Annotated in this window: 23 protein-coding genes and 1 pseudogene; 2 read left to right on the top strand and 22 right to left on the bottom strand. The window is 72.0% G+C overall.

What is annotated here, in order from left to right; all coding sequences use genetic code 11:
• Window positions 1-164: 164 nt before the first annotated feature.
• The 5 genes from Prum_RS51930 to Prum_RS26515 are packed head-to-tail and all read right to left on the bottom strand — an operon-like array spanning window position 165 to window position 5,149.
• The gene (locus Prum_RS51930) at window positions 165-398 is read right to left on the bottom strand and encodes a cellulose binding domain-containing protein (protein WP_246278111.1); all 234 of its coding nucleotides are present in this window, start codon (window positions 396-398) and stop codon (window positions 165-167) included.
• Entirely contained in the window at window positions 395-1,846 is a 1,452-nt protein-coding gene (locus Prum_RS51925) for a glycoside hydrolase family 10 protein (RefSeq protein ID WP_246278110.1), read from the bottom strand. Before Prum_RS51925 ends, Prum_RS51930 begins: the two co-directional genes overlap by 4 nt.
• 59 nt (window positions 1,847-1,905) lie before the next feature.
• Entirely contained in the window at window positions 1,906-2,568 is a 663-nt protein-coding gene (locus tag Prum_RS26525; RefSeq protein ID WP_173078958.1) for a GntR family transcriptional regulator, read from the bottom strand.
• Complete coding sequence (locus Prum_RS26520; RefSeq protein WP_173078957.1) at window positions 2,565-3,707, bottom strand: CaiB/BaiF CoA transferase family protein; 1,143 nt, start codon at window positions 3,705-3,707, stop codon at window positions 2,565-2,567. Before Prum_RS26520 ends, Prum_RS26525 begins: the two co-directional genes overlap by 4 nt.
• On the bottom strand, window positions 3,704-5,149 hold the full coding sequence (locus Prum_RS26515; RefSeq protein ID WP_173078956.1) for an aldehyde dehydrogenase family protein: 1,446 nt from the start codon (window positions 5,147-5,149) through the stop codon (window positions 3,704-3,706). The genes Prum_RS26520 and Prum_RS26515 overlap by 4 nt, the downstream gene beginning before the upstream one ends.
• Window positions 5,150-5,225: 76 nt before the next feature.
• On the opposite strand from Prum_RS26515, the gene Prum_RS26510 reads away from it, so the two are divergent.
• Window positions 5,226-6,398, top strand: coding sequence for an acyl-CoA dehydrogenase family protein (locus tag Prum_RS26510; protein WP_173078955.1), 1,173 nt, complete (start codon window positions 5,226-5,228; stop codon window positions 6,396-6,398).
• Window positions 6,391-7,703, top strand: a pseudogene (gabT, locus tag Prum_RS26505) (4-aminobutyrate--2-oxoglutarate transaminase). Before Prum_RS26510 ends, gabT begins: the two are co-directional and overlap by 8 nt.
• A gap of 148 nt (window positions 7,704-7,851) precedes the next feature.
• Here gabT and Prum_RS26500 read toward each other — a convergent pair.
• The 17 genes from Prum_RS26500 to Prum_RS49710 form a co-directional block, all read right to left on the bottom strand.
• Window positions 7,852-8,910: a C45 family autoproteolytic acyltransferase/hydrolase gene (locus Prum_RS26500; protein WP_173078954.1), complete on the bottom strand. Its 1,059-nt coding sequence runs from the start codon at window positions 8,908-8,910 to the stop codon at window positions 7,852-7,854.
• Window positions 8,907-9,041, bottom strand: a complete 135-nt coding sequence (locus Prum_RS53905; RefSeq protein ID WP_281368975.1) for a hypothetical protein — start codon at window positions 9,039-9,041, stop codon at window positions 8,907-8,909. Before Prum_RS53905 ends, Prum_RS26500 begins: the two co-directional genes overlap by 4 nt.
• Window positions 9,017-9,508 carry an FMN-binding negative transcriptional regulator gene (locus Prum_RS26495; RefSeq protein WP_173078953.1) on the bottom strand — a complete coding sequence of 164 codons (492 nt, stop codon included), beginning with the start codon at window positions 9,506-9,508 and terminating at the stop codon, window positions 9,017-9,019. Before Prum_RS26495 ends, Prum_RS53905 begins: the two co-directional genes overlap by 25 nt.
• Window positions 9,509-9,511: 3 nt before the next feature.
• On the bottom strand, window positions 9,512-10,486 hold the full coding sequence (locus Prum_RS26490) for a P1 family peptidase (protein ID WP_173078952.1): 975 nt from the start codon (window positions 10,484-10,486) through the stop codon (window positions 9,512-9,514).
• Window positions 10,483-11,217: an ATP-binding cassette domain-containing protein gene (locus Prum_RS26485; protein WP_218577347.1), complete on the bottom strand. Its 735-nt coding sequence runs from the start codon at window positions 11,215-11,217 to the stop codon at window positions 10,483-10,485. The genes Prum_RS26490 and Prum_RS26485 overlap by 4 nt, the downstream gene beginning before the upstream one ends.
• Window positions 11,214-12,047, bottom strand: a complete 834-nt coding sequence (locus Prum_RS26480; RefSeq protein ID WP_281368974.1) for an ABC transporter ATP-binding protein — start codon at window positions 12,045-12,047, stop codon at window positions 11,214-11,216. The genes Prum_RS26485 and Prum_RS26480 overlap by 4 nt, the downstream gene beginning before the upstream one ends.
• A gap of 106 nt (window positions 12,048-12,153) precedes the next feature.
• Window positions 12,154-12,978 carry an ABC transporter permease gene (locus Prum_RS26475; RefSeq protein ID WP_173078951.1) on the bottom strand — a complete coding sequence of 275 codons (825 nt, stop codon included), beginning with the start codon at window positions 12,976-12,978 and terminating at the stop codon, window positions 12,154-12,156.
• Window positions 12,975-13,901: an ABC transporter permease gene (locus Prum_RS26470; protein WP_173078950.1), complete on the bottom strand. Its 927-nt coding sequence runs from the start codon at window positions 13,899-13,901 to the stop codon at window positions 12,975-12,977. The genes Prum_RS26475 and Prum_RS26470 overlap by 4 nt, the downstream gene beginning before the upstream one ends.
• Before the next feature lie 7 nt (window positions 13,902-13,908).
• Complete coding sequence (locus tag Prum_RS26465) at window positions 13,909-15,519, bottom strand: ABC transporter substrate-binding protein (RefSeq protein ID WP_173078949.1); 1,611 nt, start codon at window positions 15,517-15,519, stop codon at window positions 13,909-13,911.
• Between the two features lie 4 nt (window positions 15,520-15,523).
• Window positions 15,524-17,464: a primary-amine oxidase gene (locus Prum_RS26460; protein WP_173078948.1), complete on the bottom strand. Its 1,941-nt coding sequence runs from the start codon at window positions 17,462-17,464 to the stop codon at window positions 15,524-15,526.
• A gap of 144 nt (window positions 17,465-17,608) precedes the next feature.
• Window positions 17,609-18,205: a GTP-binding protein gene (locus tag Prum_RS26455; RefSeq protein ID WP_173078947.1), complete on the bottom strand. Its 597-nt coding sequence runs from the start codon at window positions 18,203-18,205 to the stop codon at window positions 17,609-17,611.
• Window positions 18,186-18,572 (bottom strand): DUF742 domain-containing protein, encoded by a 387-nt coding sequence (locus tag Prum_RS26450; protein ID WP_173078946.1) that lies wholly within the window; start codon window positions 18,570-18,572, stop codon window positions 18,186-18,188. Before Prum_RS26450 ends, Prum_RS26455 begins: the two co-directional genes overlap by 20 nt.
• A gap of 3 nt (window positions 18,573-18,575) precedes the next feature.
• Window positions 18,576-18,998 carry a roadblock/LC7 domain-containing protein gene (locus Prum_RS26445; RefSeq protein ID WP_173078945.1) on the bottom strand — a complete coding sequence of 141 codons (423 nt, stop codon included), beginning with the start codon at window positions 18,996-18,998 and terminating at the stop codon, window positions 18,576-18,578.
• On the bottom strand, window positions 18,998-21,361 hold the full coding sequence (locus tag Prum_RS26440; protein ID WP_281368973.1) for a sensor histidine kinase: 2,364 nt from the start codon (window positions 21,359-21,361) through the stop codon (window positions 18,998-19,000). The genes Prum_RS26445 and Prum_RS26440 overlap by 1 nt, the downstream gene beginning before the upstream one ends.
• A 136-nt stretch (window positions 21,362-21,497) precedes the next feature.
• Window positions 21,498-22,997, bottom strand: a complete 1,500-nt coding sequence (locus Prum_RS26435) for a prenyltransferase/squalene oxidase repeat-containing protein (protein ID WP_246278109.1) — start codon at window positions 22,995-22,997, stop codon at window positions 21,498-21,500.
• A complete protein-coding gene (locus Prum_RS26430; protein WP_218577345.1) occupies window positions 22,994-23,572 on the bottom strand; it encodes a terpene synthase family protein in 579 nt (192 codons plus the stop codon). The genes Prum_RS26435 and Prum_RS26430 overlap by 4 nt, the downstream gene beginning before the upstream one ends.
• Window positions 23,524-23,853: a hypothetical protein gene (locus tag Prum_RS49710; protein WP_218577344.1), complete on the bottom strand. Its 330-nt coding sequence runs from the start codon at window positions 23,851-23,853 to the stop codon at window positions 23,524-23,526. The genes Prum_RS26430 and Prum_RS49710 overlap by 49 nt, the downstream gene beginning before the upstream one ends.
• Window positions 23,854-23,856: the final 3 nt, after the last annotated feature.

Raw genomic sequence — 23,856 nt, 5'->3', positions numbered from 1 at the left:
GTGGACTCCCCGTTTGCTCCACGCCCCTGCGCGGAGCGAGAGCATGATGTCACGGCTGTCTATCGATGGAACACCCCCGATCGATCGCCCGGACGGTCGGATGATCGGGCGGGCTCACCCGACCGTCATGGCCGGGCGAGCCCGCCCGCGTTGACCCTGGGGCCCTAGCTACAGGTCAGGGTCGGCACCGAGTTGGTGCCGTTCCAGCTGCCGAGGAAGCCGAACGTGGTGGACTGGCCGGCCCCCAGGTTTCCGTTGTACGACAGGTTGCGCACGGTGTGGCTCGCGCCGCTCGCGGTGTCCGTCGCGTTCCAGATCTGGGTGATGGTCTGGCCGTTCGCGAACGTCCAGGCCACCGTCCAACTGGTCCGGGCGGTGGTGCCGTTCGTGACGGTCACGCCGGCTTGGAAGCCGCCGGACCACTGGTTCGCGATCGTGTACGTCGCGGTGCAGCCGCCGGTGCCGCCCCGCCGCCGGTCGTCGTGGTGACGGTGACCGCGGGCGAGAACGCGGATGTGTTGCCGGCCGCGTCCCGGGCCCGCACCTGGTACCGGTACGTCGTGCTGGCCGTCAGGCCGGAGTTGGTGAACGACGTGGTGGTCGACGTGCCCACGCTCGCGAACGCGCCACCGCTGGCGCCGGGCGCGCGGTAGATGTCGTACCCGCTGACCCCGACGTTGTCGGTCGACGCCGTCCAGGACAGGGTCGCCGCCGACGCGGTCACGTTGGACGCGGTGGGCGTACCCGGTGTGCTGGGTGCCTGGGTGTCGGTGCCGCCACCGCCGCCGGCGTCCAGGGCGGCGTTGACCGCGTCGTACACCGATTTGCGGTTGTAGCTGGCGTCCCACAGCAGGGCCGCGCCCTGGCCGCTGAACGTGCTCGGCACCCAGGAGTGCCCATCGTCGATGCCCCAGATCGTGATGCCGGCGCACGCCGTCACCGCGATGCAGGCGTTCACCACGTTGGTGTAGTAGGTGATCTGGGTCTGCGTCTTGGTGGCGTCCATCGGCAGGACGCTGCGCACGTCCAGTTCGGTGACGCGCACCTGCACGCCGAGGTCGGCGAAGCGCTGCATGTTCTGCTGCACCTGGCTCGGGAAGCCGTACTGGGTGCCCAGGTGGCCCTGGAAGCCAACGCAGTCGACCGGCACGTTCTGCGCGCGCAGCGACTGGACGAGGTTGTACATGGCGTTGCTCTTCGCGCCGATGCCCTCGACGTTGTAGTCGTTGATGCACAGCCGGGCGTCCGGGTCCGCGGCGCGGGCGTACCGGAACGCGTCCGCGACGTAGCTGTCACCGAGGGTGTTCTGCCAGAAGGACGCGCGGCGCGTGCCATCCTCGTTGAAGATCTCGTTGACCACGTCCCAGGACTGCACGGCCGGGTTGCTGGCGTACCGGCCGACGACGGTCGCGATGTGGTCCTGCATCGCGGTGCGCATCGCGGTGGCGGACAGGCCCTGCACCCAGCCCGGCGTCTGGCTGTGCCACACCAGCGTGTGACCGTGCACGACCTGGGAGTTGGCCTGGGCGAACGCAACGACCTGGTCCGCGCCGGCGAACGAGTACTGGTTGTCGTTGGGCTCGGTGGCGTCCCACTTCATCGCGTTCTCGGCGGTGACCTGGTTGAACTCGGTCTGCGCGATGGAGCGGTAGGAGGCGTCGTTCGTCAGCAGGTTGGTGGCGGCGGCGAAGCCGATGAACTTGCCGCGCGTCGCGGCCGCGAGGCGCAGCGTCGCCGCGGCGCTCGCTGACTGAGTGATCAGGAAGGGCGTGACGAACGCGGCGGCACAGGCCAGCGCGAGGACCGGGATGGCAAGCCGGCGTGTTCGACCGGGTTTGAGAGGCATGATGTTCCTCCGAGGACATGGGAGCGTTCCCATATCGTCGTGGGTCAATATCACGCCTGTCAATCGGCCAGAGACTCCTCCAGCGCGTACACGGCGTGCGCGCGGTGCAGGTCGAGCGCCTCCACGGCACCGTCGGCGTCCCGCCGGCGCAGCGCCCCCAGCAGGGAGCGGTGCTCGTGGACGACCCGCTCACGGTTCTCACTCGCGCCGTAGTACATGGACCGGTACGCGTCGGTCGCGTCCCAGAGGCTCCGGATCAACCGGAGCAGGCGCGGCATCTTCGCGTGCTCGAAGAGCATCAGGTGGAACCGCCGGTTGGCGGCCGCCATCTCGGGCACGTCACCCAGCAGGCTGGCGCGCTCCACGTCCAGCTGCGCCTCGTCGAGCGCGTCGAGGTCCGCGGGGGTGAGGTTAGGCACCGCCTTGCGGATCGCCTCCGCCTCCAGGATCTGGCGGATCCGGTACGCCTCGCGAAGGTCCTCAAGGGACAGTGTTTCCACGAAGTACCCGCGGTGCGCCTGGTAGTTCACGAGCCCCTCGCCCTGGAGGGTCTTTAGCGCCTCGCGCAGCGGGACCCGGCTGACGCCGAGCTCCTCGGCGAGCGCGTCCTGCTTGATCGGGGCGCCCGGACGCAGCACGCCGGCCGTGATCGCCCGCCGCAGCTCCTCCAGGACGAACTGCTGCGCGGTCGGCGGCCTCCGAAGTCCCTCACCCAGACTCATGGATCCAACATCTCACGTATTCGCTCGCCGTCCTGCCCCAGGCGCGGCGGCGCGAGGCGGTACTCGGGCGGCGTCAGGTCCAGGCCGATGGGGTTGGCCACCTGCCGTACCGGCTGGTCGCGGCGCGGGTCGGCCACCTCGGCGACCGGAGCCAGGCCGAGCGAGTCGGCCAGGTCGAAGGCGGCCGCCAGGTCGTTGATCGGGCCGCACGGCACCCCGGCGGCGGTCAGCGCGGCGAACCACGCGTCCGCCGTGCGCACGGACAGGGCCTCGGACAGCGACCGCACCAGCGGTGTACGCGCGGCCACCCGCCCGGCGTTGGTCGCGTAGCGCGGGTCGGCCGCGAGGTCGGGCCGGCCGAGCACGCGACACAGCGCCGCGAACTGGCGGTCGTTGCCCACCGCGATCACCAGCGGGCGGTCCGCTGCCTCGAACACCTCGTACGGCGCGATGCTGGGGTGCTGGTTGCCCATCGCGCGGGGCACGACGCCCGCCGCGACGTACGCCGAGGCGTGGTTGGTCAGCGCCGACAGCAACGACGACAGCAGCGAGACGCTGACCCGCTGACCCGCGCCGGTGCGGTCCTTGTGGCGCAGCGCGGCCAGCATGCCGAGCGCCGCGTGCAGCCCGGTGATGACGTCGACGAGGGCGACACCGGTCTTCGTCCCGGAGCCGTCCGGCTCGCCGGTCACGCTCATCAGGCCGCCGACCGCCTGCGCCAGCAGGTCGTACCCCGGCATGGCCGCGCCCGGGCCCGCGCCGAAGCCGGTGATCGAGCAGTAGACCAGGCCGGGGTTGACCGACCTGAGCTGCTCGTAGCCGAGGCCGAAGCGGTCCATCGCGCCGGGCCGGAAGTTCTCCACCAGGACGTCGGCGCGAGCCGCCAGCCGCCGGGCCACCTCGTTGTCTACTGGATCCAATAGATCCAATGCGATAGACCGCTTGTTGCGGTTCACGCCGAGGAAGTACGTCGCCTCGCCGTCCGCGTACGGCGGCCCCCAGGAGCGGACGTCGTCGCCGCCGCCCGGCCGCTCCACCTTGACCACCTCGGCACCGAGGTCACCCAGCAGCATGGTCGCGTACGGCCCGGCCAGCACCCGGCTGAAGTCCGCGACGAGCAGGCCAGCGAGCGAGCTCATCCGGGGGCGCCGAGGTAGACGGTCACCGTGTGGGTGAAGAACTCCCGGGCCGCGCGCCCCTGCTCCTTCGGGCCGTACCCGCTCAGCCCGCGCCCGCCGAACGGCACCCACGGGAACGTCCCGGCCGACTCCGAGTTGACGTGCAGCACGCCCACGTCGAGGTGGTCGACGGCCTGGAGCGCCACCCCGAGGTCGCGCGTGAAGATGGCCGCGGACAGCCCGTGGTCGCTGAGGTTGGCCAGGCGCAGCGCCTCGTCCGGGCCGCTCGCGCGGACCGCGCCGACGACCGGCCCGAAGAGCTCGTCGCGCCAGAAGTCCAGACCGGTGCCGGGCAGGTCGAGCACCGTCGGCGGGGCAAACCACCCCGTCGCGAGATCTCCATCCGGGTACGGTGTGCCGCCCGCCAGCGCCGTGGCGCCCTGACCCAGCGCCCGGCTCACCCCGGCGGCGACCCGCTCGCGGGCACCGCCGCTGACCAGGGGGCCCATCTCCACGCCCGCATCGAGCGGGTCGCCGACCACGAGGCTCTCCGCTCGGCGGGCGACTTTATCCAGGATCTCGTCGGCGACATCCGCCTCGACGATGAGCCGCGACGTCGCCGTGCACTTCTGCCCGGTCGACCGGAACGCCCCGGCGCAGATCTGCTCGGCCGCGTGGTCCAGGTCGGCGTCGGCGAGCACCACGGCCGCGTTCTTGCCGCCCATCTCGGTCTGTACGGGCTTGGCCAGCTCGCCGCAGCGGGCGATGACCGCCCGGCCCACCGCGGTCGAGCCGGTGAACGAGACCGCGTGCACGCCGGGGTGCTCGATGATCGCCGCGCCGGCCTCGGCCTCGCCGTACACCAGGTTGAGCACGCCGTCCGGCAGCCCGGCGTCGACCAGCGCCCGGGCCAGCCGGTAGGCCAGCAGCGGTACCAGCGAGGACGGCTTCCACACCACCGTGTTGCCGTACGTGAGCGCGGGCCCGATCTTCCACGCCGGGATGGCGATCGGGAAGTTGAACGGAGTGATCACGCCGGCCACGCCGATCGGGCGGCGCACCACGAGCAGCCGCTCGCCGGGCCGGGGCGAGGCGTAGATCTCGCCGCTGTCCCGGTCCGCCTCGGACGCGTAGTAGCGCAGGATCCGCGCCGCGCCGCGTACCTCGGCGACGCCCTCCGGCAGGGTCTTGCCCTCCTCGCTGGTCAGCTCCCGGCCCCACGCCTCGGCGTTGCGCTCGATGATCTCGGCGGCGCCGGTGAGCACGGCCGCCCGCGCGTGGTGCGGCGTGGCGGCCCACCCGGGTGCGGCCTGCGCCGCGGCGCCGATCGCGGCCTCGACCTCGTCCGCGCCGGCGAAGTGGCCGCGCGCCACGATCTGCGCCGGGCGGGCCGGGTTGGCGTCGGTGAACGGGTCACCGGATCCCTCGATCCAGCGGCCGTTGACGAGATTCAGCAGGTCCATGACTACCGGACACTACGTCACGGATCTTGGCTATTCAATACTGGATCCAATATTCGATCTATGGTGTAGTGGCTCCATGAGCACCCATCCCGCCGCCCTCTTCGGCATCGACGACCTGCTCACCGACGAGGAGCGCGAGATCCGCCAGGCGGTACGCCGGCTGTGCGACCGCGAGGTGCGCCCGCACGTGGCCGAGTGGTTCGAGCAGGGCCAGATTCCCGCGCGCGACCTCGCCCGCCAGCTCGGCGAGTTGGGCGTGCTCGGCATGCACCTGGACGGCTACGGCTGCGCCGGGCTCGGCGCCGTGTCGTACGGGCTGGCCTGCCTCGAACTGGAGGCCGCCGACTCGGGCCTGCGCAGCCTGGTGTCCGTGCAGGGCTCGCTCGCCATGTACGCGATCTGGGCGTACGGCTCGGAGGAGCAGAAGCGGGAATGGCTGCCGGCGATGGCGGCCGGCGAGCGCATCGGGTGCTTCGGGCTGACCGAGCCGGATTTCGGATCCGATCCGGCCGGGATGCGCTCCCGGGCCAAGCGGGACGGGAACGACTGGGTGCTCGACGGCACCAAGATGTGGATCACCAACGGGTCGGTGGCCGACGTCGCGGTGGTCTGGGCGCGCACCGACGACGGGATCCGCGGCTTCCTCGTACCGGCGGGCACCCCCGGCTTCACCGCCCGGGACATCCCGCACAAGCTGTCCCTGCGCGCGAGCGTGACCAGCGAGTTGGTGCTGGACGGCGTACGACTGCCGGCGGACGCGCTGCTCCCCGGCGCCACGGGCCTCGCCGGGCCGATGGGCTGCCTCAACGAGGCCCGCTTCGGGATCATCTTCGGAGCGATGGGCGCCGCCCTGGACTGCCTGGAGACCGCGCTCGCGTACGCCCGGGAGCGGGAGGTCTTCGCCCGGCCGCTGGCGTCGTACCAGCTCACCCAGGAGAAGCTCGCCGACATGGCGCTGGAACTGGGCAAGGGCCTGCTGCTGGCCGTCCACCTTGGACGGCGCAAGGAGGCCGGCACGCTCACCCCCGAGCAGGTCAGCGCCGGCAAGCTGAACAACACCCGGGAGGCCATCCAGGTCGCCCGCACCTGCCGCACGATCCTCGGGGCGAGCGGCGTCACGCTGGAGTACCCGGTGATGCGACATGCGAACAACCTCGAGTCGGTGCTGACGTACGAGGGCACCGCCGAGATCCATACCCTCGTCGTCGGCCGTGCGCTGACGGGCATCGCGGCGTTCCGCCATGGGTGAGCTGACTCAGGTGCGCCGGCTGGTCACGTCCGTGCCCGGACCGCGCTCGGTGGAGCTGATGGCCCGCCGGCAGCGGGCGGTGTCGGGCTCGCTCGGTCACGTGCTGCCGGTCTTCGCCGCCGCCGCGAGCGGCGGGGTGCTGGTCGACGTGGACGGCAACTCGTTCATCGACTTCGCCTCCGGCATCGCGGTGACGAGCGTCGGCGGCTCCGACCCGGCCGTGGTCGCCGGCGTGTCCGCGCAGGCGGCCGCCTTCACCCACACGTGCTTCCTGGTCACGCCGTACGAGGGGTACGTCGAGGTCTGCGAGCGGCTGAACGAACTGACGCCGGGCGACCACGAGAAGCGGTCGATCCTGGTCAACTCCGGTGCCGAGGCGGTCGAGAACGCCGTCAAGATCGCACGGGCGTGGACCCGGCGCCCGGCGGTCGTCGTCTTCGACCACGCGTACCACGGCCGGACCAACCTGACGATGGCTATGACGGCCAAGAGCATGCCGTACAAGAGCGGCTTCGGCCCGTTCGCCGGCGAGGTATACCGCGCGCCGATGTCGTACCCGTTCCGGGATGGGCTGAGTGGCCCGGAGGCCGCGAGGCGCGCGATCGACCTGATCGAGGCGCAGGTCGGCGCGGCCAACGTGGCGTGCGTCGTGCTCGAGCCCATCCAGGGCGAGGGCGGGTTCGTGGTGCCGGCGCCCGGCTTCCTGCCCGAGATCGCCGCCTGGTGCCGGGCCAGCGGCGCCGTCTTCGTGGCCGACGAGGTGCAGACCGGGTTCTGCCGCACCGGCGACTGGTTCGCCTGCGCCGCCGAGGGTGTCGTGCCCGACCTCGTCATCACCGCCAAGGGCATCGCCGGCGGGCTGCCGCTGGGCGCGGTCACCGGGCGGGCCGAACTCATGGACGCGGTCCACGCGGGCGGGCTCGGCGGCACGTTCAGCGGCAACCCGGTCGCCTGCGCGGCGGCGCTCGGCGCGATCGCCACCATGTCCACACTGGACCTGTGCGCGGCGGCCCGCCGCATCGGCGACACCATGCTGCCCCGGTTGGGCAAGCTCCGGGAGCGGGTGCCGGCCATCGGCGACGTACGCGGCCGCGGCGCCATGGTCGCGATCGAGCTGGTCCGCCCCGGCACCGTCGAGCCCGACGCCGACCTGGCGCGGCGGGTGTCCCAGGCGTGTCACGCCGAGGGCCTGCTGACGCTCACGGCCGGCACGTACGGCAACGTCCTGCGCTTCCTCCCCCACTCGTCACACCGCCCGACCTGCTGGCCGAAGGCTTGGACGTGCTCGAAGGTGCGCTGACCTAGCGCCCCCGCGATCAAGGCTTTTGCCGTCGATCAAGGGCAAACGGCCGTGGATCGGAGATCAAACCACGACCATATGCCCTTGATCGACGCGGAAAGCCTTGATCGACGCCGGACGCCGGACGCCGGGCACCCGGCGTCGGGTGCTGGGTTAGAAGAGTTGCCAGGTTGATGGGGTGGCGGTGCAGGGGCCGCCGCGGTGGGCGTACACGCGGGCCGACCGGACGTCGAGGGCGATCGTGGCGAGGGTTTCCCAGCGTTGGTGGAACGGTTCGGCCGGGTTGGCGTGGGCGCAGACCGGCCCGCCGACCTCGTGGCTCAGCATCGCTCGGGCGCGCGCCGTTAGGTCGGCCGCCACCAGGCCGTCCGCCTGGTCGCGCAGGTGCTCCAGGCGGGCGTACGTGCCCGGTCGCTCGGTGCCCAGCCGCTCCCCCGTGGCCAATGACGGATCGAGGAAGTGGTTGGTGTGCAGGAGCAGACCGGCCACGGGCACCACGGCCACGCCGGCCGGGCACAACTCGAGCGACGCGGCGGCGCCCTCGGTGACGACGGTGATGACCGTCGAGGCGGACAGCCGGGCGGAACGCGCGATGTCGGCGGCCTCGGCCACGGTACGGGCGTCGTCGAGGATGCGGCGGGCCACCAGGTGTACGGGGACGCCGATCCGGTCGCTGTCCGAGGCGTGGCGCAGGATGTTGAAGTGCGCGCCGAGGCCGGCGCTGTTGACCCCGATCTTGCCGAGCACGCCGAACTCGGTGAAGGTGCGCACGGTGTGGCCGGGCCGTACGTCGTACGACCACAGGATCGGGGCGCCGCCGAAGCGGTCGTGCCAGTCCCACGTCTGCATCGTGCGGGGCGCCTGCCCGTCCACGGGTAGACAGACCACTGTGGAGCATTCGCCCTCGCCGGTCACCCGCAGGGCGGCCAGGATCTCGGTACGGGCGTTGAGCGCGGCGATCCGCCAGGTCTCCAGCCCGGAGCCGGACGCGATGCCGGCCATCTCGTCGGCCAGCTGCGGCGCCCAGTCGGCCGTACGCGCGAACGCCTCCTCCGCCCACGCACGCGTGCGCGCGGGACAACCGCCGTGCGCCGCGAAGAGCGCCTCGTACGCCGAAGCGGTGGCGCGCACCTCGTCACGCCAGACGGTCCCGAACTCCCGGCCGCGGGAGAAGGGCAGGACGGAGGACGACGCGAAACCGGGGAAGGTCACACGTCCTCCATCAGGCGCGCCAACGCCGGGGGCGCGTCCGCCGCGACCCGGGCCCGCGTCGCGGCGTCCTGGTCCTGGCTCAGCTTGAAGACGCTCCGCTCGGCCGTCACCCGTACCCGGAAGGCCACCACGCCCCGACGATGTCCGCGAACCGCGCGCGCGACGCAGGGCTGGGCACCCATTGCGGGGTACGCGTCGACTCCATCGCCCGCACGGTCCGCTCCACCACGTCGAGCGTGCCGCCGGTGTCCGGGATCACCTCGATCGTGCCGGTCAGGTGGACGGCCGCGTAGTCCCACGTCGGGACGGCCGGATCGGTGCGGTACGCGGTCGGCGAGACGTAGCCGTGCGGGCCGGCGAAGACCACCAGCACCGCGGGCGCGCGCTCCCAGCCCTGCCACTGCGGATTGGCGTGGGCCAGGTGGCCCAGCAGGGTAGCGCCGACGAACGAGGTGTCCACAGCGGACTCGACGAGGACGGGAGCGTGGGTGGCCAGGGGCACGCCGCCGTCAGCGCTGACCACGAGGGCGAACGGGTGCCGGCGTACCAGGTCGACCGCGTGTCGCGGGTCGACGGGGAAGCGCGGGGAGACGTACACGCCTCACTCCGCCGCGCAGAGGATCGCGTCCCAGGCGACCTCGGAGGCGAGGGCGCCGAACCCGGTCGGCTTCAGCCCGTCCAGGTCGACCTCGTCGGTGGTGAGGGCGAAGAGCACGTCGCCGTCGGTGTCGGTGTGGAACGGCTGGATGCCGCGGTGCATCGAGCTGTGCACCTGGCGGGCCAGCTGACTGAGCTCACGGTCAGCCAGCCGGACGTTGGTGACCAGGACGGTGAGGGTCGTGTTGCCCGAGACCCCCGCCGACGCGCTCGCCGCGTAGTCGACCGACGGGTGCCGGCGCCCACCCTCGGACAGGTGGTAGTTGCCGCGCACGATCTCGCCCTGCCGGTCCACGATGACGCCGACCGCGTTGAGCACCGTCGCCACGAGCACCTTGGCGGCTCCGAACGTGCCGAACGCCGCGCCCTGGCCGCCGTACTCGGCGCGGGCGAAGTCCACCTTGCCCACGGTCGCGCTCCGCCCGGCCCCGCACCGTCCAATGGGGAAGAAGCCCTCCTCGGCGTGGCGCAGGGCGGCTCGACCGAGGGCGGCGTCGGGGTAGACCGCGTTGTCGCGCGCGGAGAAGTCGTATACGACCGCGCCCGAGACGATCTGCAGCTCGTCCCACTTGACCCTGTTCTGCCGGCGGGCCAGCAGCTCGGCGCTGACGCCGGCGGCGGCCTCCAGGCCGTACACCGAGCCGCCGGCCAGGCAGATGGCGTGGTTGAAGTCGTACCCGCCGCTGAGGCCGACCGCACCGCCACGGGCGTCGACCGCGGTCCGCGCGCCCGCGGGTACATGTACGACCGTGCAGCCGGTGGGCCCTTCGGCGTACTCGGCGGTGCCGACGTACACGCCCGGGATGTCGAAGGCGACGACCCCGTGCCCAGGGCTGCGCAGCGGCGTCAACGCCAGGTCGGCGTTGCTGGGTACGCCGGGCGCGAAAGCCGACGCGGTCGCGAGCCGGGGTGCGCTCATAGTGCCTCCAACAGTTTCTTCGAGTACTCGTGGGTCGGAGCGGTGTAAAACGTCTCGGTGTCGGCCGTTTCGACCACCTCGCCGCCGCGCATGACCGCGATCCGGTCGGCGACGTAGCGGACCACCCCGAGGTCGTGCGAGATGAACAGCGCGCTGAAGCCGAACTCAGCCTGCAGGTCCTTGATGAGGTTCAGGATCTGCGCCTGCACCGACACGTCCAGCGCGCTGACCGCCTCGTCGAAGACGATGAACCGCGGCTGCGTGATGAGCGCGCGGGCGATGGACACGCGTTGCTGCTGGCCGCCGGACAGCTCGTGCGGGTATCGGGTGGCGAGGGCCGCCTCCAGGCCGACGCGCTCCAGCATGTCGGGCACGCCGTCCGCCCGGCCGCCGAGGATGACCGCCGGCTCGGCGACGCTCTGCCCCACCCGCATCCGCGGATTGAGTGACCAATGTGGATGCTGGAGCACCGCCTGCATGCGCCCGGCCAGCTGGCGCCGCCGCTTCGGGAAGGGGCGGCCCTCAAAGCGTACGGCGCCGGACGCGGGGCGCTGGAGGCCGAGCGCGACCCGCCCGGCCGTGGTCTTACCGGAGCCGGACTCGCCGAGCAGGCCCAGCGTCTCGCCCGTACCGACGTGGAGAGAGACGTTGTTGAGCGCGCGCACCACGTGGCGCCGCGGCGGCAGGCCGGAGGAGAAGGTGACCATCACGCCGTCCAGTTCGAGGGTCACGAGAGGTCTCCCGCCCGGTGGCACAGCACCAACTGGCTGTCGACGCGTACCGGCGGCGGGCGCTCGGTGGTGCAGCGCTCCACGGCGAACGAGCACCGCGGCGCGAACCCGCAACCGGCTGAGCGGCCGGTCAGCACCGGCGGCCGGCCGGGCACCGGCACGAGGCGGGTGCCGTAGGCCGTACCGGCCGGCACCGAACGGGCCAGCGCGGCCGTGTACGGGTGCGCCGGCCGGCCCAGCACCTCCTTCGCCGGCCCCTCCTCCACGACCCGGCCGGCGTACATGACGGCGATCCGGCCGCACCGCCGGGCCACGGCGGGTAGGTCGTGACTGAGCCAGACGATGCTCGTGCCCGCCGCGGCGGCGAGCGTGAACACGACGTCCAGCACCTCCTGGCGTACCTGGGAATCCAGCGCGGCGGTCGGCTCGTCCGCGACCAGCAGCTCCGGCTCCTTCGCCATCGCGATAGCGATGGCGACCCGCTGCGCCATGCCGCCGGAGAGCTGGTGCGGGTACAACCGGGCGACCCGCCGCGGGTCGGCCAGCCGGACGCGGTCCAGATGCGACAGTGGGTCCCCGCCCTTGCCCAGCACCAGCTTGAGCTGTGCGCCGATCCGCATCGTCGGGTCGAGGGAGGCGATCGGGTCCTGGAACACGAAGCCGAGCCGCTCGCGCCGCAGCCGCCGCAGGCGCGCCGCCGGCAGGTCCACGATGGACTCCCCGGCGACGCGGATCGCACCCTCGGCGTACCGGGCGGTGCGGGGCAGCAGACCGCCGATGGCCGCGCCCAGGGTGGACTTGCCGGAGCCGCTCTCGCCCACGATGCCCACGGTCTCCCCGCCGCCACGGCCAGGTCGGCGCCGTCGAGCGCGCGTACGACGCGGTCACGCGCCGCGTAGTCCACCGCGAGGTTCTCCACCGCCAGCAGGGTGCTCATCATGTCAGCGACCTCGTCTCCTTGGGCTCCAGCCGGTCGCGCAGCCCGTCGCCGACCACGTTGATGGCGAGGATGGCCAGCACCAGCACGACACCCGGCCCGACGATCAGCCACGGGGCCGCGATCATGTACGTGCCGCCCTGCTGGATCAGCACGCCGAGGGACGCCTGCGGCGGCTGTACGCCGAGCCCGAGGAAGCTCAGCCCGCCCTCGACCGCGATGCCCACCGACAGCGCGTACGTGCCCTGCACCGCGACCGTGCCGGCGACGTTGGGCAGCACGTGGCGGCCGAGGATGCGGGGCAGGCGGGCGCCGCTGATGACCGCCGCGGTGACGTAGTCGCGCTGGGAGACGCCCACAGCGGCGGCGCGCACCAGCCGGGTCATCAGCGGGATGGTCACCAGCACGATGCTGGCAAGCGCGGCGAGCTGACCCGGGCCGGCGACCGCGGCCACGAGCACGGCGAGCACGATGGCCGGAAACGAGTAGAGCACCTCGACCAGGCGCGACACCACCTCGTTGACCCAGCCGCCGCGATACCCGGCCAGGATGCCCAGGCCCGCGCTGAGCGCCGCGGTGAGCACCACGGCGGTCGAGGAGAGCAGCAGCGTGGTGCCGACGCCCTCCATGACGCGGGGCAGCATCGACCGCCCCAGGTTGTCGGTGCCCAGCCACCACTGTGGACCGGGTGGTTGCAGGCGCGGGCCGACGATCGCGTCCGGGTCACCGGCGAGGTGCACAGTGGACCCGAGCGCGAAGACCACCAGGAGGGCGAGGCACCCGAGCCCGCCCCAGGAGAGCCAATCCAAGCGGAGTCGTCTCATGCGGTCCTCCGGCGGGTGGCAAGCCGCGGATCGATGAGCCCGACCAACAGGTCCACGAGGGCGTTGAGGGTGATGAAGACGGTCGCGGCGAGCAGCACACCGGCCTGGACCACCGCGTAGTCGCGCCGGCCCACGGCCTGCACCACGTACGAGCCAATCCCGGGGAGGTTGAACACGTACTCGACGACCAGCGCGCCGCCGAGCAGGTACGCCGCGATGGTCGCCGTGAGCGTGACGACCGGGGCGGCGGCGTTGCGCAGCACGTGGTGCCGGATGACGAACCACGGTGACTCGCCCCGCGCCACCGCCGCGGTGATGTACGGCTCGACCAGCACGCCCAACACCGCGTCCCGGGTGGTGCGGGCGGTGACCGAGATGGCGAAGAGGGACAGCACGATGCCGGGAAGCACGACGGATCCGCTCACCGGGATCCCCGGCACGTAGCGGGAGAACAGGAACACCACGAGGCTGCCCAGCACGAACTCCGGCACGCTCACGCCCAGCCCGCTGGCGAGCCGGCCGAGCGCCCCGCCGCCGCCGGGCCGGGCCCGTACGGCGGTCAGGACGCCCAGCGGCACGCCGAGCAGCAGCGCCAGCGCCACCGCGAAACCGGTCAACCGCGCGGTCACCGGGAGGCGCGCCCACAGCTCCGACGCCACCGGCTCGCGACTGATCATCGACGTACCGAAGTCGCCGCCGACCGCGGCGGACAACCAGTGCCCGTACTGCGCGAGCACCGACTGGTCCAGGCCGTACCGCTGCGCCATCTCGGCCTTCTGCTCCGCCGTCGCGAACGGCCCGAGGATGGTCTCGGCGAAGCCGCCCGGCATGAGCCGCAGCGCGACGAAGATGAGGATCGACACGCCGAGCAGCGTCACCGCTGAGCTCAGCAGCCGGCCGGACCACCACAGTGCGAGGCGCATGGCGGTGTCAGGCCGCCGGCTTGCGGAAGTCGGACAGCAGCCGCAGCGGGTTGCCGTACCCCTCGACGGCGTACAGGCTCACGCTCGCCGCGTCCGTGCGGAGGGCCACAGTGGACGGCCGGGTGACGAGCGGGATCATCTGGGCGTCCTCGTCGACCTTCGTGCAGACCTGGGCCAGCGCCGCGTCCCGCTGGCCGCCCACCGGGAGCTTGTTGGCCGCGTCGATCAGCCCGCTCAGGCCGGCGTCGGTCTTCATGAAGCCCTTGTTGAAGAACGACACGTCGGGGTTCCACCACTTGGTGACCATGCCCGGGTCGGCGTACCCCGCGAACCAGGACAGCGCCGCGTCGAAGGTGGCCGGCGCCGCGCCGTACACCTTGCCGGCCCAGCTCGCCTCGTCCATCTGCTCGATCTCCACCTTGATGCCGACCTGCTGCAGGTCCTGCTGGATCACCTGGGCCACCGCCGGCGCCGGCTGCGTGGCGAAGATGCTCAGCTTGAACGTCAGGTCCGGCGCGCCCGCCTCGGCGAGCAGCTTCTTGGCCTCGTCCTGGCTCGCGGTCGCCGACGGCAGCTTCGCCGGGTCGCAGGAGCCGGGCAGCCCGACCGGGGTGACGGCCGTCGCCTTGCCCTGGCCGCCGAGCGCGATGTCCGCGATCCGGGTACGGCTGGTGGCGATGTTGATGGCCTTGCGCACCCGCGGGTCGGCGAACTTCGAGTTCGGCGCCTGGGTGTTGAGCATCAGGTAGTAGAAGTCGGTGGTCGCCTGGGTCAGGACCTCCACATTGGACGCCCCGGCCAGCATGGTGCGGGAGTCGACGTTGCCGAGCGTGGCGACGGACGCCTTGCCGTTCTGCAGCGAGGCGACCCGGGCCGCCTCCTCCGGCGCGATCGTCACCTCGACGCCGGCCAGCGACGGCTTGCCGGACGCCCAGTACTGGTCGTTGCGGGCGAAGCTCCACGACACGTCCTGGCGGTGGGCGGAGACCTTGAACGGGCCGGTGCCGAGCATCGCCTTCGTGATGTCCACCGACTTGTCGTCGATCTCCTTCATCGGCAGGATCGCGGCCGGGACGTTCGCCAGCGCCGCCAGGAACGGCGTGTACGCCTCGGACAGCGTGACGGTGACCGTCTTGTCGTCGGTCTTCGTCACGTCCTTGACCGGTCCGAGCTGGCCCCGCCACACCGACTGCGAGGCGAGCAGCCGCTTGAGGCTGCCGACCACGTCGTCCGCGGTCATCGCCCGCCCGTTCGAGAACTTCACGCCCTCGCGCAGGTGGAAGACGTACGTGGTGGGGGTCGGCGTCTCCCAGCTCTCGGCGAGGGCCGGCTGCACCGAGAAGTCGGCGCCGACGGTGACCAGCGTCTCGTACACCAGGGAGAGCAGTTGCCAGGACGAGGCGACGTCCGCCACCTGCGGGTCGAACCCGGTCGCGCCGGCGATGTCGAGGGGCAACTCCAAACTCAACGTGCCGCCGGACGGCAGCTTCTCGTCGACGACGGAGACGTACCCCGGCTTGGTGTTGCTCGTGGCCGGCGCGGACGCCGGCGGGGCCGAACAGGCCGAAGTGGCGAGCAGAGCGGCCACGACGCCGCCGGTCAAAAGGGGGTGGCGCACGAAATCATCTCCTAATGGGGGCACTGGCAGGAGGAGCCGCCACAGCAGCCGGCCGTGGTCGGGGGACGTCGAGCGTCGGGTTGCGGTCGAAGAACCCGACCGGGCGCAGCGTGAATCCACAGGTGTCGACGGGCATGACCGGCCAGTCCTCCGGCCGCGGGAAATGGGTGAGCCCGAACGTGTGCCAGAGCACGATGTCCTGGCCGTCGATGTCGCGGTCGGCGGCGGCGTAGCGGGGTAGCCCGGCGCCGCCCGGGTGCTGGTTCACCAGGTCGCCGGCCGGGTAGCGCTCGCTCGGGTCGTACCGGGTGACCCAGAGATGCCGGGTGGCGAACGCCGCCCGGCGGCGGACGGACGACCCCTCGCTGGCGAGGAGGGTGGGCTTGTCCTGGGGGAAGAGGGCGTAGCCGACCGGCTGGCCCAGCCTGTTCCGGACCGCCGGGTTGACGACGTGCCAGGTGCGGTCGCGGCTGCCGGCCGCGTCCCGCTGGGCCTCGCTCTCGGTGCGCAGCCGGGTGATCGCGCGGCCGAAGGCGTTGCCGTACGGGTTGGCCGCGTCCATCGGGCGGGTCACGACGTCGACCTCGTCGACCGCGTTGGCCACGCCGTCCACGGTCATGTCCAGCCGGGCGCTGAACAGGTGCTGGTGGTACGGCGCCGCCAGCCCCGGCGCCACCTGCGAGCCGTACGGCGCGGCCCGCTCGTCGTACACGCCGGTGAAGACGATGCCGGTGGCCTTGACCTCCAGCTCGATCGTCCCGTCGAGGTACAGGTACCAGTAGAAGCCGTAGTCGTAGTTGCCGACCGTGACGAAGAACGAGATCACCAGGCGGCGCTGGCGCCGGGTCTCCCGCGAGCCGTTGGCCGGGTCGGTGTGCTTCCACAGCACGCCGTAGTCCTCTTCGTGCATGCAGATCGCGTTCTTCAGGACGAGGGGCGCCCCATCGTCCCCGGCGATCGTGGCGTCGAAGTAGGTGATGTCGCCGAGGCAGTCGCAGCCCAGTTCGAGGGCGTTGGCCAGCTTGCCGAGCTGGTATTCCCCGGTGTCGAAGTAGTTCTGCCAGAAGCGCACCCGGCTCGGGTCCCCGTACGGCACGACCATCTCGGCCACCGAAGCCCGGTAGACCACCGGCCGGGTACGCCCGGCGTCGTCGAAGCCGATCTGGTGCAGGACGAGCCCTTCGCGCATGTCGTACCCCAGCCGCAGGCTCCACTTCTCCCACGTGACGAGGTTGCCGTCGACGGTGAAGCTGGGTCCTTCCGGCTGCGTTATCTCGATCGGCCGCTGCGTCGTGCGCCGCGGACCGAACACTTCCGGATCATGGTAATCACCGGACTCGGACGGAACGGACAGAACGCCCGTGTCGACGATCTCCAGTACCGCGCCCTTGACCAGGTCGACGTAGGCCACCAGGCCGTCGATCGGGTACGCCCACGGCAGGCTGTCGGGGGTCGGCTGGAGATGCGCGAGCACGCGGACCACCCGCCGGCCCTCCTCGTGCGGCAGGTCGTAGTGGCCGGCGGTGAGCGCGGCGACGTACACCTGATCGGGCTCGATCCCGCGGCGGGTGAGGGCCGCGATCCAGCCCGCGTCTTCGCGCAGGACGCGGCGGACGAGGCCGTGCTCCTCGGTGAGAAGCGGCACCTGCCCGTCCTTGACCGGGTCGAGCACGGTGCGCGCGTCGACCCGGCGGTCGGTCAGGGAGACGACGACGTCCTCGCCCTCGCCGGTGGCGAGGTCGAGGAGGAAGGCCCGGGCTCGGCGCTTACTGCCCGCGGTTTTGAGGACCTCCGCTTTGGGCGGCTCTTCCAGACCGAGGTACGCCACCCGCGTCGACTCCGTGAAGACGCCCTCGCCGGCGAGGATCTCCCGGACCGCGAGGATCTCCTCCGGGCCGAGCGGGTCCAGTGGGTGGGGGCGCTCTCCGGGGCCGAGCGTGCGCACTCGATCTCCTCTCACCTCGGCTTGCCGGAACGTTCCGGCAATGCCGCTGACCGTACTTCCGCACGCGCTCGCAGGCAAGGGTTAAGTGTTAGGAAGGGCCCCCTGCTATGCATAAAGCGATAACAGGGGCCCTTCCTTGCATCTCTAAGCTGGGACGCCAGCCTTCTTCATGGCGTGCTCCATGAGGGCAATAAGCACCTCTTTGCCCGACTTAGCCTGGCGTGCATCACACAACAACAGCGGCACATCCGGGTCCAGGTTGAGGGCGAGCTTGACGTCGTCGACCTGGTAGTTCGGGGCGTCGTCGAAGCAGTTCACCGCGACGATGAACGGCGTGCCCCGGCGCTCGAAGTAGTCGATGGACGGGAAGCTGGCCGCCAGCCGCCGGGTGTCCGCGAGCACCACGGCGCCCACCGCGCCCAGCGCCAGCTCGTCCCACACGAACCAGAAGCGATCCTGCCCCGGCGTACCGAACAGGTAGAGCACGACCTCGTCGGAGATGGTGATCCGGCCGAAGTCCATGGCCACCGTGGTCGTGGTCTTCGTCTCGACACCGGAGGTGTCGTCGACGCCCACGCTCGCCTCGGTGATGACCTCCTCGGTGCGCATCGGGCGGATCTCGCTGACCGCCCCGACCATCGTGGTCTTGCCGACACCGAAGCCGCCCGCGATCAGCACCTTGATCGCCATGGGCAGGTTGGGGTCGCCCTCCGGGAAGGTCTCAGAGAGAGCGGAGCCCATTGATCACCGCCTTGAAGATTCGCTCTGGTGGCATGTGGGTGGCCGGCTGCGGCTCCCGGGCCAGGATGTAGCCCTTGTCGAGCAGGTCGCCGAGCAGCACCCGGACGATGCCGAGCGGCAGGGTCAGGTGGCCGGCGACCTCCGCCACGGACAGTGGACGCTGGGCCAGCCGCATGATCGTGATGTGCTCGGGCTGCAACCCGGCCGCGATGGACGGCACCGAGCGCGTGGCCACCACCAGCGAGATCAGGTCAAACTCGCCGCGGGCGGGCGCGGTCCGACCGCGGGTCATCGCGTATGGCCGGACGACCGGCCCGGCTTCGTCGTCGTGCCAGATGTCCTCGTCTGGCGCCGCGGTGGAATCCATCGGTCACCTCCCGTCGGGCGAGCTCACGGTGGACCGCGACGGCGTCGTCAGGTACTGGCCGACGCGGGTGACGAGCATGGCCATCTCGTACGCGACGAGTCCGACGTCGGACTCCTCGGTGCCGAGTACGGCGAGGTTGGCGCGCTGGCCGGCCGCGGTCACGAAGAGGAAGAGGGTGTCCATCTCGATGATGGTCTGGCGCACGTTGCCGCCCCGGAACTGCCGCCCGGCGCCCCGAGCCAAGCTCTGGAACCCGGACGCGACCGCGGCCAGATGCTCCGCGTCCTCACGACTCAGGTCGCGGGACGCGGCGATGAGTAAGCCGTCGGCAGACAGGACGACGGCCTGCTTGACCTCCGCCACCCGTTCGACCAGATCGTCCAGCAACCACGCCAGGTCACCGACGGAGCTTGTCGTCTGCACCACTAGTTGTCCTCTTTCTGCGGGTCACCGTCGGGATCGGCCGACCCCGGCGGCGTGCTCAGCTGCCGCTCCGCCTCGGCCCGCCCGCGGCGCGTCGCCGACTGGTACGCCGCCATCATGCTGCGGGTCTGGTCCGGCGTACGCGTGGCCGGCGGCTCCACGTCCTCGTCCCCGGGTGGCGGGCTTTCCCGCAGCGGGGCGGCGAGGCTCGCCTGGCGTACCCGCCATGGCAGCCCGGACGGCGTCAGCGTGACGGGCGCGGCCGGCTGGGGACCGGGGTGCGGCTCCGGCTGCGGTTCCGGTTGCGGCGCGACGCGTACCCGGGCGATGACCGGGGCCGGTGAGACCGGCGCCGGCGAGATCGGCGTGACCGGCGCGACCTCGGCGTCCGGAGCCGGCGGCTCGGTGTCCTGGGTGGCGCGCAGCGACTGGTACGTCCGCACCCGGCGGGCCGGTTCCGCTCCCTCCGCTGTGGACGGTGCGACCTCCTCCGGCTCGCTCGGCTCCGGCTCGGCGACCACCAGCGTGGCCGGGATGAGGACGATCGCCATCGTGCCGCCGTACGGCGACCGGCGCAGCTGCACGTCGATGCTGTGCCGCTCGGCGAGCCGGCCGACCACGTACAGGCCGAGCCGGGCCGTGCTGGACAGGTTGAACTCCGGCGGGTGGCGGACCAGCTCGTTCGCCGCGGCCAGCTCCGACTCGCTCATGCCCAGGCCGCGGTCCTCGATCTCCACGACGAAGCCGTTGGCCACCTTCTGCCCGCCGACGTTCACCATCGTGTACGGCGGGGAGAACGACGCGGCGTTCTCGATCAGCTCGGCGAGCAGGTGGATCACGTCGCTGACCGCCCGGCCGGACAGTGACGAGCTGTCGATCGGCAGCACCGCCACCCGGGTGTAGTCCTCGACCTCGGCCACCGCGCCGCGTACGACATCGACGAACGGGACCGGGTTGCGCCAGCGGCGGCCGGGCACGGAGCCGGAGAGCACGATGAGGTTTTCCGCGTTGCGCCGCATGCGGGTGGCGAGGTGGTCCACCTTGAAGAGGTCGGCCAGCTCGTGGGCGTCGGTCTCGCGCCGCTCGATCTCGTCGAGCACCTTGAGCTGGCGGTGGACCAGCGCCTGGTTGCGGCGGGCCAGGCCGAGGAAGAGGTCCCGGACCCCGTTGCGCAGCTCGGCCTGCTCGACGGCGACCCGGATCGCGGTCTCCTGCACCGCGTTGATCGCCTGGCCCACCTGCCCGATCTCGTCGCCGCCGAAGGTGAGCGGTGGCGACTCGGCGGCCACGTCGACCTTTTCGCCCTGCCGCAGCCGCTCGACCACGCCGGGCAGTCGCTCGTTGGCCAGGTCCCAGGCGGCGGTGCGCAGCCGCTCCAGCTGGCGTACCAGGGCCCGGGCCGTGGTGATCGACATGATGATGGAGGCGACGAGCGCGCCGAGGCCGAGACCACCGGCGAGCACCAGCCGCACGACGACCCCGACGGACACCGGGATGGCCCGCGCGACGATGTCGTCGCCACCGACGACGATGACCTCCCGGTACTGGGTCAGGACCGGCTTGAGCGCCGCGTCCCACTCCCCCGGGTCCACGCCGCCGGTCGTGCCGTCGGCGGCCTCGGCCAGGCGCTCCTCCAGCCCGCGCAGGATGGCGAAGCTCGAGCCGTTGACCAGGTCGTCGTACCGGGCGCGGTCCTTTTCCGGCAGTTCGGCGCCGGCCAGCTCGGCGTAGAAGCGGTGTGCCCCGACGATCTGGTCGACCCGCTCGCGCTCGCTCGCGGTGAGCCGCCCGGCGGCCAGCGCCCCTGCCACCAGCGCATCCTCCTGGGAGATGAGCTCCCGGGACCGGTCCAGGCCGATGAGCATGCGGATGTCCTTGGCCAGCTCCTTGTCGTCCAGGGTGGCCAGCGCGTCGAAGAGGTGCTGCACGGCGGCGACAGTGGTCGTGAACCTGTCGGCCGCGACAGCACGGGCGACGCCACCCCGGGCGTCGATCTCCCGCCGGCTCTCACCGAGCTCGGCGAGCCGGTCGGAGACCGCGTCGATCCGCTGCTCCAGCTCGCTGCTCGCCAGCGCCCGTACGCCGCCCGTCGTGGCCTTCGACGCGAAGTCCGCCGCCGCCTCGTCGGTGCGCTCGCGCTGGGCGTCCAGCGCCTCCCGCTGAGGCGGGCCGGGCTTGCCCAGGTAGACCAGCGTGAGCCGGCGCTCCTCCTGGAGCTCCAGAACGAGTTGCTCGCTCGGTTGGGAGACGCCGCTGTCCAGCTGGCTCACGGCCAGCAGGTTCAACCCTTCGCGCAGCGTGACGTACGCGGCGAAGGCCCACAGCGCAAACAGCGACAGAAGCAGAGCAACGATCTTGGTCCGCACATTTGAGCTGCGGAATCTCATCGCACCAGTCCCAACCGACGGTGAGGGTGAGTGACCCGGGCACCCTAGCAACGCCGTGAGCCTCGCCTCAAGCCTCAGATGTCTACATCGGACTAACCACCAGCTCCAAAAAGGATCATGAAAAGGAGCGTTGTGCCTGGTGCACGGCGGCGAGTACGGCGGCGCGCACGATCGCCCTCGGCAAATAGAGATCTTTGTCGTGCCACATCGCCGGGTCAGCCGATCCGCCGACCGAACGGCGCCGAACGGCCCCCACGAGATGTGGGTACCCACGCGCCACGGCCCGTCCGGAGGCTTCGTCCGGTCGCGCCAGCAGGACGCGCACCGCGTACGCGGTCTCCTCCGCCGTACCCCGCCACCACCCCCACGATCCGTCCGCGCGCTGGGTGGAGATGACCCAGTCCACCGCGCGGCCCACCGCCTCGGTCGCCGCCGGGCCGCTACCGAACCGGGCCAGTGCCGGCGCGCAGCAGGCGGTCGCGTAGTAGGGCGACGCATGCCACCGGTCCCGCCAGGCGCCGTCGGCCTCCTGGTTCGCGTGCAGCCACGCGGTCAGCTTCTGGACCGCCCGGCCGTAGCGCGGCGCGGCGTCGGGCCGTTCGGCCACATAGTGCCCGAACGCCTCGAGCACGTGCGCGTTGACCGTGGCCGAGCGGCCCTCCTCGCCCGGCCAGGTACAGAAGTGCGTCTCCGTCTCGTACGCCCACAGGCTGTCCGGCTCCCGTTCCCGACCGAGCTGGGCCAGGGCGTACAGCGCCACGGCGGTGGTGTCCGCGTCCTGGGGCAGCCCCGGTCCGGCCGGGGTGCCGTTGGCGCCGACGGCATCCGCGAGCTCGCGCAGGACCACGTCCGGCACCGTCACCGGTACGCCCGCCTCGGCCAGCCAGCTTAGCGTCCAGGCCCGCTCGAAGACGGTAATCGGGGTCGCGCACGGCACCGGGCCGCCGTAGCGCCGGACCGCCGCCTCCAGGTACTGCCGGGCGGTGCCGGTGGCGTCGGGTGCTCCCCGGCCACCCAGCCACGCCGCGGTGGCGGCTGGTGAGGCACCGACGGTGCCGGGCGGCTGCGGGCGGACATCGGGCGCCGCGCCACCGACCACCTCCCAGGCGTGCAGCAGCTTTTCGGGAGCCGGGCGGCCGGCCGCCAGCGCCGCGCGCACCGCGCCGAGCCGGGCACCGTCGATGCCCGCCGGCAGCGGAAGCCGGGGCCGGTCGTGCCGGTCGAGGTGGTCGTTGACCAGTTCGGTCAGCGCGGGCACGATCAGCTCGATGGCTGGCATGTCCGGAATGGACTGCCGTACGCCCCGCCCCCACCTGGTCAATGCGGCCAGCCCGCGTTCGGCGGCAGCGCGTACCCGGTCGCCGTCGCCGGTCGCGAGCAGCGCCTCGGTCGCACTCAGCGTCGGCACCAGCGCGTACCCGTCCGGGCCGCCCCAGCCGCCGTCCGCTCGTTGGGTGCGCAACAGGAACGCGATCCGCTGCCGGTGGCCGGCGAGCCACGGCGCCAGCGTGACGAGCCGGCCCGTCTCGTACACCGACGGGGTGACCCGGCCCCACGGCTCGGCCACCAGGCCGGCGACCAACTGCCGCGCGGCGCCGCCGACATCGACCCTCACCACGCGCCCCAGTAGTCGGTGACACCGTAGAAGCCGACGCAGAAGTCCATCTGCCGCTCCAGATAGTTGGCCAGCGCCGGTTGGCTGTCCCGCAGGGCACGGACCAGGTCACGGGCCTCGGCGGCGAGAGCCTCGGCCCGCTGGCTCACCTCTTTCCTGGTAGGACCGAGCAGCAGCGCGTTGAGGTCGCCCCAGCGCACGTCCCGCTCGTACGTCGCGAGGTCGTTCAGCAGCCGGATCACGCGCTGCACCGCCCGGCTCGCGGCGCGTACCCGGGCGATGTCGGCATCGGCCGGCGGCGGGCTCGTGAAGAGCCAATGCGCCGCGAACACGAACGAGAAGCCGAGGTTGTCGGCGTTGTCCAGGTACTCCGCGAAGGAGGGCAGGGCCGCACCTTCGGCCTTCCAGTCGTGCTCGCGGACCATCGCGTCGAGCATCCGGCGCAGCTCGTCGCGCCAGACCGGGCCCAGCACCGGGAACGCCTCGGCGGCCGCCAGCTCCGCGCGGATGTCGGCCAGGAAGACGGTCAGGTCGTCGCCGTCCCCGGCGCGGCGCCGTGCGCCACCGCGAGACACCGTTCGGCGATGGCGGCGGCCCCGGCACGCGAGGTCGCGACGTAGTCGACCAGCCAGTCGAGCCCGAAGCACCACAGCGTCGTGCGGTTGGCCATCCGCTGCTGTGCGCTGTCCAGCCACGGGCCGCTGAACGCCGTGGCGAGGGCCAGCGTGCTGAACAGGGCCGGGTCGAACTGCTTGGCCGAGAAGAGTCTCGGGTACGCCTTGGCCCACTCCCGCATTTCCCGCTGGCTCTGGCCCGCGACCGCGCAGATGCGCCCGCTCTCCGTTGCCGGATCCATCCG

Source organism: Phytohabitans rumicis, assembly GCF_011764445.1.
Taxonomy (GTDB): Bacteria; Actinomycetota; Actinomycetes; order Mycobacteriales; family Micromonosporaceae; genus Phytohabitans; species Phytohabitans rumicis.
This window is presented reverse-complemented; position numbering and strand designations above follow the sequence as displayed.

Excerpts from the sequence above, each read along its gene's own strand:
- Prum_RS51925 (WP_246278110.1), bottom strand. The coding sequence starts at position 1,846 with ATGCCTCTCAAACCCGGTCGAACACGCCGGCTTGCCATCCCGGTCCTC.
- Prum_RS26525 (WP_173078958.1), bottom strand. The coding sequence starts at position 2,568 with ATGAGTCTGGGTGAGGGACTTCGGAGGCCGCCGACCGCGCAGCAGTTC.
- Prum_RS26520 (WP_173078957.1), bottom strand. The coding sequence starts at position 3,707 with ATGAGCTCGCTCGCTGGCCTGCTCGTCGCGGACTTCAGCCGGGTGCTG.
- Prum_RS26515 (WP_173078956.1), bottom strand. The coding sequence starts at position 5,149 with ATGGACCTGCTGAATCTCGTCAACGGCCGCTGGATCGAGGGATCCGGT.
- Prum_RS26510 (WP_173078955.1), top strand. The coding sequence starts at position 5,226 with ATGAGCACCCATCCCGCCGCCCTCTTCGGCATCGACGACCTGCTCACC.
- Prum_RS26490 (WP_173078952.1), bottom strand. The coding sequence starts at position 10,486 with ATGAGCGCACCCCGGCTCGCGACCGCGTCGGCTTTCGCGCCCGGCGTA.
- Prum_RS26475 (WP_173078951.1), bottom strand. The coding sequence starts at position 12,978 with ATGAGACGACTCCGCTTGGATTGGCTCTCCTGGGGCGGGCTCGGGTGC.
- Prum_RS26470 (WP_173078950.1), bottom strand. The coding sequence starts at position 13,901 with ATGCGCCTCGCACTGTGGTGGTCCGGCCGGCTGCTGAGCTCAGCGGTG.
- Prum_RS26455 (WP_173078947.1), bottom strand. The coding sequence starts at position 18,205 with ATGGGCTCCGCTCTCTCTGAGACCTTCCCGGAGGGCGACCCCAACCTG.
- Prum_RS26450 (WP_173078946.1), bottom strand. The coding sequence starts at position 18,572 with ATGGATTCCACCGCGGCGCCAGACGAGGACATCTGGCACGACGACGAA.
- Prum_RS49710 (WP_218577344.1), bottom strand. The coding sequence starts at position 23,853 with ATGGATCCGGCAACGGAGAGCGGGCGCATCTGCGCGGTCGCGGGCCAG.